Here is a 10,881-nt window from a genome sequence, read left to right on the forward strand (position 1 = left end):
TGCAATTCTTTGAATGAACAGTCATTCATTTTGTAGCGAAAAAAAATAGCTCACTACTAAAATATTTTTTTCACATTATTTCTGTTTTTAGTGTAGTGTATTTCTTTTATTAAAGCAATATTTTTTTCACAGTATTTTCAAAATTTTTTCTATCGACAAGCAAATTGCTTTCGTTCACATTTGAAAATCGGTACACTAATCATAAAGGAGTGAGATCAATGGAACAAATAACAACATTAGAGCAATTTAACGAATTAACTTCAACAGAGCAAGCAGTCATCATTAAATTTTTTGCAGGCTGGTGCCCTGATTGCACACGCATGGATATGTTTATTGACCCAATTATCGAGGAATACAACCAATATAAATGGTATTCTATCAACCGCGATGATTTCCCAGAGCTAGCTGAAAAATATCAAGTAATGGGCATCCCGTCATTATTAATCTTCAAAAATGGTGAAAAATTAGCACACTTACATAGTGCCAATGCTAAATCACCTGCACAAGTAACTGAGTTTTTAGACGCACAAGCATAAAAAAACAAGCTCCCGCTTGGTCGGGAGCTTGTTTTTTGCGTTTCGATGAGCGAATTTTACATTTGGTTGAGCGAATTTGCCGTTTGGTTGAGCGAATTCCACCATTCGTTGAGCGAATCTCTACTTTTAAACCAATTCTTTCATTAACTGCTGTCCCTTTTCAACCGATGTTTCAATATAGCCGATGATTTGTGGCAAGGTGAAAACCTGTAAATTTTGCTTTAGCATATCCTCATCATACACCATGTCACCTTGTACATAAGGTAAAAACTGCATAACCTCCTGTTCAGTTACTTCCTCTAAATTCACAATGGTTGCTTTAGATGGCAATATAGATTCATTGAAGCCGTAATATGCTAATAGCTGCCCATTTAGTAGCATAAAATCTTGATGATAAAGCCTTCCTAGATTTTGGTCATTTTCCATACGATTTTTTAGCCAAGGTAGATAAAAGCCTTGCAACCATAAATCATCTGCAATTAAATGCGTATAGTAGCCGAGTATGTATGACTGTTCTTTGTGTGTATTATATTTTTCTAAAAAACCTGTATAATCAATTTTTCGTGTATAATCTTCCTGTTGACCAATATAAAAATGCGAGCGCTCTTTGTCTAATGCAGCATCCGGTGCGATGCCACCTGCTAAAAAGCTCGCTTTGTCCTTTATTTCGATCCGTTCTGCTATCTTCTGTGAGATAATCAAATGCATAATTCTTGAACCCATTTCTTGCCCCCCTTTTCTTTTCCAAAATCACAACGTTTTTCCTGCCCTATAAGTTGCAGCTTTACCTATACAAAACTTCTTAATAAGATAATAGAAGGGGGCTTTAAAGATGAAAAAGAATATTACATTCATCATTTTAATAACCAGCTCTATTCTCCTCATCGCTTTTTCACAAATGATTATGAATAATGCAGCTTCTCCTACAACAAATAATGAGGAATTGCTTGTTATTACTGGAGAAATTATAGAATTAGAGAGTGGTAGGTTTTTACTCCAAGGTAGCTCCTCTGAATCAAATCATCAGCCATTTGATAAAGTTTGGATTTCTAGCAATTCAATGGATTCTTTGAAAATTGGTCAAACTGTCTCTGTGTGGGTAAATTTCGTTGAGACAAGTGATCCTGCACAGGCAAGTGCAACTAAAATTGAAATTAACACAGCTGACTGAAAAGATGATATCTTTTCAGTCAGCCATTTCAACGGACTAAATTCATTTCACGAAAATATTTGTGCGGCTCTGTATAAATAAAGAGCGTATTCGGAATTGCCTCCATTTTTCGCTCATAGCGACTTAATTTATTTATCGTTGCGGCTAGTCGATTTTCTACATTTATATTTGTCATAAAGTGAATGCCGTAGCCGAATACATCGAGCTTTTTCTCCTCCCACCAACGCAGCTGTCCTGCCACTTCAAAATGCTCGCCCATAATATTAAATGTCACATTAAACTTCATATCCTGATGGACTGGTAGCTTTAAATTAGATAAAATTTTCACGCCACCTAAGCTTATATTTTCAATTAACACAGGTGTTTTCCCAAGCGTTATCGCTTGTCCATTGAACTCAGTAATTGTTAAAAACCCTTGTAATAGATGCTGGAAACGATAGCGGTAATATTGCCGTCTCTCTACAGTGACTGCTCTTTTATATTTGCTTTTTGGTATAACATAGCCTGTTTTTAAAATGGCTTTAAATGTCGATTCTTTTGCAGGCTTTGAGAAAATATATCCTTGGACAGCATCACATTCCAATTGCTTTAAAAATTCGAGCTGCTCTACCGTTTCCACCCCCTCTGCAATCACCTCCATCGAAAGCGACTTTGCTAAATAGATAGTCGATTTAATAATCGCATCATCAATGCTATTTTCTTCAAACAAATTTTGAACGAACACTTTGTTTACTTTCAAAATATTCGGTCTTATTTTTCGAATATAATCTAATGAGGAATGTCCTTTGCCAAAATCAGCAACAACCACTTGAATGCCTAGCTGTTTAAATGCTTCTATTGATTCATGAATAATGTCTTCATGTAAAAATGTATTTTGATTCATTTCAAAGCGTAAGAAGGCTGGATTTATATTGTACTGCTCAAGCAATCGAATAACTAAATCATAAAAGCCCTTTTTCAATAGTCGAAGCGCTGGAATAATGACCGTAATAGGCTTTAATGACAGCTGTTCAGCCTGCCACTCCTGCATCGATTGCAGCACTTTTTCTAGTAGCCAGTCGGTAATGGGATTAATTAAATGATTTTCTTCTGCCAATGGGAGAAACTCATCTGGCATGACAAGTCCCCAGTCTGGATGATTCCAGCGAATAAAAGCTTGTGCCCCCGTCAACAGCCCTTTTCTCGTATCAACTTGCGGCTGATAAAAAACGGCAAATTGCTTTTCAGTAATAGCTTTTCTCATATCTCGCTCTAGCATATATTGCTTAAATGTTGAAATACTTGCAACATGTGATGAAAGCTCATACGTATTCTTTCCTTTTTTCTTTGCCTCCTGTAAAGCATTATATGCTTTTTCAAGCAATGTTCTTTCGTCTCCTGCCTCTGCTGGATAAAATGAAATTCCTATGCTAGCTGTCACATTCAATTCAAATTCTTGAATCGTAAAAGGCTGCTGAATTGTTTTTAAAATTTGTTCCGCTAATGTGATGATCTCTTTTTGCCATATGTGAGGCACAAGCATTAAAAAGTTATTATTGCTCATACGGGCAATTTCACCATTTTGAGGTGTTATTTGTTTCAATCTTTGTGCTAATATTTTCAATGCTTCATTACCTGTTGAATAGCCTAATGAATTGTTAATAACATGGAACCGGTCGATATCAATGTTTAAAATAGTGAAAGGCTCTTGCTTTGTTGTATATTGCCCCAATACTTTTCTCATTTTCGTTTGATTCGGCAAACCTGTTAATGCATCATATTGCGCTAAATATAATAATTCCTGCTCCATTGCAATTTCCCTTGTAATATCAAGCACAAGTCCAAAAACATTTGTGACATCTCCCTGCTGATTAAAGCGTGGTATAATTTGCTCAAGCAGCCATTTTTTCTCGCCATTTTGACAAGTAATTGCATAGATTTCCTGTATTTTTTCTCCTGCCACAACACGTGCCTTTGCTTTATTCATCACATCAATATACTCTTCATTAACAAGCTCAAACCAAGCTTGCTCATTTTCATAAAGTGTATTAGTTGGAAGGTTTAATATGTCCTCCAGCCCTTTTGAAGTGTAAATAAACGGCCCATCCATTGATTCTCGCATCCAAATTCCCGAAGTCAAATGATCGAAAATATATTGATATTCATCGCGACTTTGCTTTAACGTAAGCTGCTGCTTAAGTAAATATTTCTCTAAATTGCTGCTTACCTTCACATAGACACTCGTTATTTGATCGCCCTCTTTAATTGGCACAAATGATAAAGTAAGCGGTAGCTCCTCTAGCTGTTTATTGCGAACAGTAATATCAACTTGTGTCGTTATTCCTTTTAATGCATTGATAAAGCTAATTTTTAATTGTTTCAATGTTTCAGGGGAAGTAAATTTTCGAAAGTCATTTGTCGATGTAATTTCCGTTCCAAAAAACGCTTCCATTTTCTCTCTGTTTGCAACATATAGCTCACCTTGACGTGAAAAAACAAAGACGATTTCTGGATCATTCGTTACAAGTGAAGTATAAATTTGCAGTAAATCATCATGTGTTGTTTCCATTACATACGTGCTATCGCTCTTTCTTTTAGAAAAAACATTGAAAAAACGGTTTTTATTGTACATTTCTTTCATCTTCTATCCCTCCCTATGAGAAAGTACATGCTTGTTATTATTAATTATAGTATAAAAGAACTTTTTATTTAATGGGTATTTAGAATTGTTTGAATATTTTTTAAATAAAAAAGGTACTAGAAGAATGAGCTCCTCTAGTACCTTTTCATTAAGCTTTCACTTTATTTCCTACAGTTAATACGATAATTCCAGCAAAAATCAGCACAACACCTAGCCATGATGTCCACGCTAAATATTCATTCAAGAAAAACGCACCGAGTAGTGCTGCTGTCAATGGCTCCGCTAAGCTTAACGTTACTGCCGCAGAGGATGGAACCGCCCGCAAGCCTGTTAAAAATAAAATATAGGCAATGCTTGTCGCTGCTATTCCCATATAGCCCATTGTCAATAGGTTTGTCGTTTCTCCTAGCCAGCTCCAGCCATCAGACCATGCAAGCGGTACTAAAAATAATGCGCTTAATGTAAAGGTCATGGCTACTGCAGGCAATGTCGCAGCATGCTCCGTCAAACGTTTGCTAACATTCGTATAAAACGCAAACATTATGCCACCACATAGTGCAAGCAGCACCCCAAAGCCATTGACTGTCGTATCACCACCAATTGCAAAAAGCAACACACAGCCAACAATAGCAAAGCTTGTAGAAATTGCCCAAACACGTGTCGGCTTAACCTTCCAAAGAAGCCATTCAATAATGCCTGCAAAAACTGGGGCACTGCCAATTGTTACAACCGTTCCAATGGCCACACCAGTATAGCGTATAGAAGAAAAAAACAAGCATTGGAAAAGTGCAATGGATAGCGCCGCCAGTAAATTCCATTTCCAAGGCCATGTTTTCCATTGAATGCTCCTTGCTAAAAGTGCAAAAATTAATAACGTACCGCCACCAATAGCTGAGCGCACACATGCGACCGCAAATGGTGAAATATTCCCCTGTAAAAATGTTTGTGTTGTTCCTGTCGTTCCCCATAAAACAGCAGCAAGTAGCACTGCGATATATGGTAATAGATTCATTTTCATATCCTCCGTCTAATTAAAATATAATATTAGCGAAGGTTTACTGGTACATCCTGTTCAAATAATGGCTTCCAAAGCATTAAAATTCCTCCTCTCACTTCATTGATGCTTCCTCTAAGGAGTGTAAATAATAATAAGGCGTTGACCTTTCCGTATATAGCTCTTGATACTGGATATCAAAAACCTCTCCACCTACCATACGCACTGCTAATAGCTCTTTCAGCAATAAAGGCATATCCATTGCATCTAAAATATTAATTTGCTTTAATGTCCCGTCTTGAACAAAGGCAATATTTGCATGAGCTCCATCAAAAGTATATAAAGGCTCCTCTGTCAAATTTGTTTGAAAAGAAGCTGGACCATTCGTTTTGCTCAACTGCCCTTTGACAGATTGGAAATTATCGATATGCTCATTATAGTATATTAATTCGTAGTCTACATCTTTTAAAGAATCTCCTATTGGTTCATTCATTACATGAATTGTGTTCATTCTTTCTACAATAGAATATTGTGTTTGTGGATCGTCTCTGAAAGAAGTAATTTCATAGTAGTCCCCATCTTTTTCAAGTATTAAAAATATTCCGCTATATCCAATCGTATTATTGCCTTGTTCAATCATGCGCTTTTTCATAAAATGAACAATTACATTGCTATTATTTAGCTTTTGTGGTGATGGCACATTGCTAGCTACAGGCTGATAGTCATCAATTTGAACAATTTGCGCTGTTGGAGCATCCTCGGGTGTTAGCTGCAACGCCTTTGGTGCTTCAAACTGTTCAAAAACGAGCCAATCCTCATATATATCTTCCAGTACTTTAAAGTCATTTGATCCCCATCTACCAACCTTTAAAGTATGAATATATATTTCTCCATCTGTTACATCCTTGTGCGCTATATAAATTTGATACAAATTACCTGCGTCCAGTGACTGTACTTTAATCATTTTTAATGTTGTGAAATCAACGTTTTCATATTTTAAAATTATTTCTTTATTTGATGCGGTGACATCAGTTAATGAAACTTGCCCCAGTGCCGCATAATCCTGTTGTGCAATTGCCTGCAAATAAGCCTTGAGTGCTTCAGTAGCTAGCTTTGGTAACCCTTCTGCGAATCGCTCTATATTTAACTCATTTGCTGGATGTATCGGCTCGCTCGTAGGTGGCAGCAAATAAATGATAAAGGCTAGGCAGGCGATAGCAACAACTGCAAAAATAGGCTGAATGATTGGTATTAAACGGCGTTTTTTTGGTTTCCTGAGCATTTTTTGTACTTTTTCCTCTGTCAGCCAACGCTCCTCACCAATTACTGCATCAATTCCTTTTTTAATTTGTGAATCGCTCATCATATCCGCTCCCCTCTAAATTATATTTGAGCTTTTCTCGCCCTCTACGTAGCCGTGTTTTCACCGTGTTAATAGAGCAATTTAAAATTTCCGCAATCGTTTCAACTTTCATATCCTTGTAATAATAAAGCACGATGACTTCGCGATATTTAATTGGTAATGCAAGTACCGCATGACCAATTTGTTGCTGTTCATTATTGCGTAGCATCTGCTTTTCTGCAGAGCTCTCTCCTTGAAAAATCGTCTGAATTTTCATTGTCAGCACGGTGTTTTTGTAGCTCCAGCTTCGTAAATAATCGTAGCTGCGATTAATTGTCATGCGATATAAATAAGTTCGATAGCTCGCAGCACCGCGAAAATCCTGCTGCTTTTCAAATGCTTTTAGTAGCACATCCTGTACAATATCCTCTGCTATTTCCTTGCTTTTGACATATGTAAAGGCGAGCCGCAGCAGCTCCTCACCATGCTCACGAATAAATTGCTCTAGCTGTGACAACGGCCATCCCCCCTTTGTTGTTTCACGTTAGACGGAGCACTTGTTCATTTGGTTTCAAATTTGAAACTATATGTTATTTTAAACGTATAATAACCGAGGAGTGATGACAATGCGCATAATGCTAAATAATATAGAAGGAATGTCACAATACGATACAAGCGTTCATCCCAACTATCAAAACTCCGCATGTGGACCAACAACGCTGCATGTCATTTTGCGCTATTTTAATATAGACAAAAATGTCAATGACTTATATAAACAGCTCGGCACAACGAAAATTGGCTTGTTTAAATGGCGCTTAATCAAAAGGCTTCGCCATATGCTAGGCAGTCATTTTACAATTAACAGCTGCTCACTTGCTGAAGCTTTAGCACAATTGGACCGTGGCAATCCCGTTGCACTCAAATTTGACCAATATTTCCGCTTTCAATGGCGCTCAAAAAAGAAGCCTTTATTTAAATATCATTGGGTTCCGTTAATTGGCTATGAGCGCAAAGATGGGGAGCTTTATTTCATTATTCACGATAATGGTGGACGAGGGCGGAGCAGTCAAATACGTACATTTCGCTATGAGGATCAAAAGCATGTACTTAGCTTTGTGAAGGTTGAGAAAAAGTAAAAACGTGAATAATCAATTTTTCACACATTGATTGTTCACGTTTTTTCTCTATTCGTAATGAAGCAACAGACTAGCTGTCTTCTTACTGGCTCACTTGCAATACATCGCCACACTGCCTAAACTATCAAATTGTGCAGTAACAGCATCACCTGCTTGAAAGGTAATCGCTTCTGACATCGCACCACTTAATACAATATCACCTTTTTTAAGCCCTTTTCCTCTAGCACCCAATTCGTTTACTGCCCAAGCGATAGCATTTGCAGGATGCCCTAGAACAGCTGCACTCGAGCCCGTTTGTGCCACTTCTCCATTTTTAGATAGCACCATGCCGATATTTTCTAAATCAATTGCATCTGGTGAGACCCATGTACTGCCAATAATAAATTTGGCAGAGGAACAATTATCTGCTATAACATCAACTAAAGTGAAACGGAAATCTTTATAGCGGCTATCAATCACTTCAAGAGCAGGTGCTACATATTTTGTGGCGCGCAGTACATCTGCTGCTGTAACATTGGTGCCCTGTAAATCTTCTGCCATTAAAAAGGCAATTTCTGGCTCAACCTTTGGATGAATAAGTGCAGTATATTGTATAGCCTCCCACTCAAAAGCGAGCATATCGCTTTGTAAAAATCCGTAAATTGCCTTATCAACACCCATCATTTCCTGTTTTACCTTGCTCGTCAGCCCTAGCTTTACACCAATGAACCTCACATCTTTCTCCACTTGTCTACGCACTAGTAATTGCTCTTGAATTTCATAGGCTTGTGGTAATGTTAGTTCAGGAAAGTCATCTGTTACCTTGATAACTTCGCAGACATTTTGTTCAGCAGCCAACAAATAATTAATAATCTCTATTTCTTTTTCCGGCACTAGTTTCATCATCTATCCCCTCACCTTCATGCTTTTCGCCATATCAGCCGCTACATCAAGAATCATATCTTCTTGACCACCTACAACCTTCATTCTGCCTAACTCCATTAAAATATCCCTTGCATCCAGTCCAAACCTTTTTGCTGCTCGCTCTGCATGTAATAAGAAACTTGAGTAAACACCTGCATAGCCTAGTACGAGGCTACCTTTGCGAATTTCCTGTGCAACTGGTAGGATAGGCGCCACAATGTCTTCTGCTAAATCCATCATCTTATATAAATCAATCCCCATATTTATCCCCATTCGTTCTAACACAGCAAGTAAAACCTCTGTTTGTGTATTGCCTGCCCCTGCCCCCAAACAACGCACACTGCTATCAATACGTGTAGCACCTTCTTCAATTGCCGCTACTGTATTTGCAACGGCTAGAGATAAGTTATTGTGTGCATGAAAGCCTACTTCAATGTTCAAGGTGTCGCGCAGTGCTTTTACTCGCTCACGTACTTCATTTGGCAATAAAGCGCCAGCCGAATCTGTTATATAGACAGCCTCTGCCCCATAGCTCTCCATTAATTTTGCTTGCTCTACTAGCTTCTCAATTGGTACGGAATGGGCCATCATTAAAAAGCCCAATGCCTCCATCCCAAGTTCTCGCGCTTTATCAATATGCTGAGCCGAAACATCTGCCTCGGAAGCATGTGTAGCCACCCTTACTAGCTGTGCTCCTAGCTTGTTTGCTTGCTTTAATTCATTTACCGTACCAATACCAGGGATTAATAATACTGCAACTTTTGCCTTTGTGCAGACATCAGCCGCAGCTTCAATCAAGGTCATTTCATCGACCAAAGATTTCCCATATTGAATAGTAGAGCCACCTAGCCCATCTCCGTGACTTACTTCTATATAGTGCATCCCTGCATCATCCAGTGCACGAGCTACAGCCCGTACTTGCTGTTCTGTAAATTGATGTGCTACAACATGGCTACCATCACGCAAACAAACCTCTGTTAGCTTAATTGATTTCTCCATTTCACAAACCCCTTCCTTATTTAATGGAAGCTCTTTTTTTCAACATCGCTTGTGCAAAATCTTCACCTACACGTACAGCAGCGGCGGTCATAATATCTAAGTTTCCCGCATATGTAGGAAAATAATCGCCGGCTCCCTCTATTTCTACAAAAATCGTAACGCGATTTCCATCAAATATTGGAGACTGCCTTAATTTATAGCCTGGTACATATGCCTTTACTTTTTCAACCATATCCATAATGGCTCCTTGAACGACGTGTTCATCCATCTTTTTCACTTCGCAATAAATCGTATCGCGCATAAGAATAGGTGGGTTGGCAGGATTTAAAATAATCAAGGCCTTTCCTCGCTCCGCACCGCCTACTTCTTCTATCCCTCGCCGGGTTGTATAGGTGAACTCATCAATATTCGCTCGTGTCCCTGGTCCCGCACTCAAACTAGAAATGGTTGCAACAATTTCCGCATATGTAACATCTGCTACTTTATTGACAGCAGCAATGAGTGGGATTGTTGCTTGCCCACCACAAGTAATCATATTGACATTTTCTAAATCGGTTGTGGAATTTACGTTAACGGCTGGGCAAAAGAACGGTCCGATTGCAGCAGGTGTTAAATCAATTGCTAAAATACCCAGCTCTTGTAAAACCTTTGCATGATGCTTATGTGCCTTTGCTGAAGTGGCATCAAAGACAATTTCCGCTATATCAGGATTTTCTATAATAGCTTCAATGCCATTTGAAAATGTTTGATAGCCTTTTTCCTTAGCGCGCTTCAGCCCATCAGAATCCGCATCAATCCCTATAACGGCAGTCACTTCTATAACAGCGCTTCTTTCTAATTTATAAAATAAATCGGTTCCTATATTGCCAGAGCCAACAATGGCTGCTTTAATTTTCTTCACTGTCATTCCTCCTATCAATCGAAATGAACGGTCACCGTGCCAATTTTCCCGAAGCTTGCCACTATTTTATCCCCAGCAGAAACGGCTACTGCACTAGACAATGCCCCTGGTAAAATCAGCTCACCCTTTTTTAACGTAATACCATATTCCACTAGCGTCGCATAAATTTTAACTGAATTTTCTGTTTTCTTGTTTTTACTCATGAGAAGAAAAACAAAGACATTTGAATAGAGGTAGTTAACATCCATTTTTTCACTATAACCTTTGACGAGTGCAACA

At 38.4% G+C, this 10,881-nt stretch carries 11 protein-coding genes and 1 pseudogene; 3 read left to right on the forward strand and 9 right to left on the reverse strand.

All coding sequences use genetic code 11. The features are described from left to right. The first annotated feature begins 218 nt into the window (after positions 1-218). Positions 219-536, forward strand: coding sequence for a thioredoxin family protein (locus tag M3Z76_RS13465; protein ID WP_293927768.1), 318 nt, complete (start codon positions 219-221; stop codon positions 534-536). A 126-nt stretch (positions 537-662) separates the two neighbouring features. Here the strand turns inward: M3Z76_RS13465 and M3Z76_RS13470 are convergent, their stop codons facing one another. Beyond that, positions 663-1,259 carry a zinc dependent phospholipase C family protein gene (locus tag M3Z76_RS13470; RefSeq protein ID WP_293927766.1) on the reverse strand — a complete coding sequence of 199 codons (597 nt, stop codon included), beginning with the start codon at positions 1,257-1,259 and terminating at the stop codon, positions 663-665. A 109-nt stretch (positions 1,260-1,368) separates the two neighbouring features. On the opposite strand from M3Z76_RS13470, the gene M3Z76_RS13475 reads away from it, so the two are divergent. Then, positions 1,369-1,707 (forward strand): DUF3221 domain-containing protein, encoded by a 339-nt coding sequence (locus M3Z76_RS13475; RefSeq protein ID WP_293927764.1) that lies wholly within the window; start codon positions 1,369-1,371, stop codon positions 1,705-1,707. A gap of 28 nt (positions 1,708-1,735) precedes the next feature. Here the strand turns inward: M3Z76_RS13475 and M3Z76_RS13480 are convergent, their stop codons facing one another. The 4 genes from M3Z76_RS13480 to M3Z76_RS13495 all read right to left on the reverse strand — a co-directional run bounded on the left by M3Z76_RS13480 (position 1,736) and on the right by M3Z76_RS13495 (position 7,180). Next, entirely contained in the window at positions 1,736-4,327 is a 2,592-nt protein-coding gene (locus tag M3Z76_RS13480; protein ID WP_293927762.1) for an EAL domain-containing protein, read from the reverse strand. 148 nt (positions 4,328-4,475) lie between these two features. Further along, positions 4,476-5,339: a DMT family transporter gene (locus M3Z76_RS13485; RefSeq protein ID WP_293927759.1), complete on the reverse strand. Its 864-nt coding sequence runs from the start codon at positions 5,337-5,339 to the stop codon at positions 4,476-4,478. 97 nt (positions 5,340-5,436) lie between these two features. Further along, positions 5,437-6,687, reverse strand: coding sequence for a hypothetical protein (locus M3Z76_RS13490; RefSeq protein WP_293927756.1), 1,251 nt, complete (start codon positions 6,685-6,687; stop codon positions 5,437-5,439). Then, on the reverse strand, positions 6,665-7,180 hold the full coding sequence (locus tag M3Z76_RS13495; protein WP_293927754.1) for a sigma-70 family RNA polymerase sigma factor: 516 nt from the start codon (positions 7,178-7,180) through the stop codon (positions 6,665-6,667). Before M3Z76_RS13495 ends, M3Z76_RS13490 begins: the two co-directional genes overlap by 23 nt. Before the next feature lie 109 nt (positions 7,181-7,289). Between M3Z76_RS13495 and M3Z76_RS13500 the strand changes: the two genes are divergently transcribed. Next, complete coding sequence (locus M3Z76_RS13500; protein WP_293927752.1) at positions 7,290-7,799, forward strand: C39 family peptidase; 510 nt, start codon at positions 7,290-7,292, stop codon at positions 7,797-7,799. A gap of 90 nt (positions 7,800-7,889) precedes the next feature. On the opposite strand, the gene M3Z76_RS13505 is transcribed toward M3Z76_RS13500, so the two are convergent. The 4 genes and pseudogenes from M3Z76_RS13505 to M3Z76_RS13520 all read right to left on the reverse strand — a co-directional run. After that, a complete protein-coding gene (locus M3Z76_RS13505; RefSeq protein WP_293927876.1) occupies positions 7,890-8,681 on the reverse strand; it encodes a 2-keto-4-pentenoate hydratase in 792 nt (263 codons plus the stop codon). Positions 8,682-8,684: 3 nt separating this feature from the next. After that, positions 8,685-9,701 (reverse strand): 4-hydroxy-2-oxovalerate aldolase, encoded by a 1,017-nt coding sequence (dmpG, locus tag M3Z76_RS13510; RefSeq protein ID WP_293927750.1) that lies wholly within the window; start codon positions 9,699-9,701, stop codon positions 8,685-8,687. A 16-nt stretch (positions 9,702-9,717) separates the two neighbouring features. Next, a complete protein-coding gene (locus M3Z76_RS13515) occupies positions 9,718-10,602 on the reverse strand; it encodes an acetaldehyde dehydrogenase (acetylating) (protein ID WP_293927747.1) in 885 nt (294 codons plus the stop codon). 14 nt (positions 10,603-10,616) lie between these two features. Further along, positions 10,617-10,881, reverse strand: a pseudogene (locus tag M3Z76_RS13520) (hypothetical protein); the annotation flags it as partial.

This window comes from Metasolibacillus sp. (assembly GCF_025291715.1).
Lineage (GTDB): Bacteria > Bacillota > Bacilli > Bacillales_A > Planococcaceae > Metasolibacillus > Metasolibacillus louembei.

Excerpts from the sequence above, each read along its gene's own strand:
- dmpG (WP_293927750.1), bottom strand. The coding sequence starts at position 9,701 with ATGGAGAAATCAATTAAGCTAACAGAGGTTTGTTTGCGTGATGGTAGC.
- M3Z76_RS13465 (WP_293927768.1), top strand. The coding sequence starts at position 219 with ATGGAACAAATAACAACATTAGAGCAATTTAACGAATTAACTTCAACA.
- M3Z76_RS13505 (WP_293927876.1), bottom strand. The coding sequence starts at position 8,681 with ATGAAACTAGTGCCGGAAAAAGAAATAGAGATTATTAATTATTTGTTG.
- M3Z76_RS13490 (WP_293927756.1), bottom strand. The coding sequence starts at position 6,687 with ATGATGAGCGATTCACAAATTAAAAAAGGAATTGATGCAGTAATTGGT.
- M3Z76_RS13480 (WP_293927762.1), bottom strand. The coding sequence starts at position 4,327 with ATGAAAGAAATGTACAATAAAAACCGTTTTTTCAATGTTTTTTCTAAA.
- M3Z76_RS13470 (WP_293927766.1), bottom strand. The coding sequence starts at position 1,259 with ATGGGTTCAAGAATTATGCATTTGATTATCTCACAGAAGATAGCAGAA.
- M3Z76_RS13485 (WP_293927759.1), bottom strand. The coding sequence starts at position 5,339 with ATGAATCTATTACCATATATCGCAGTGCTACTTGCTGCTGTTTTATGG.
- M3Z76_RS13475 (WP_293927764.1), top strand. The coding sequence starts at position 1,369 with ATGAAAAAGAATATTACATTCATCATTTTAATAACCAGCTCTATTCTC.
- M3Z76_RS13500 (WP_293927752.1), top strand. The coding sequence starts at position 7,290 with ATGCGCATAATGCTAAATAATATAGAAGGAATGTCACAATACGATACA.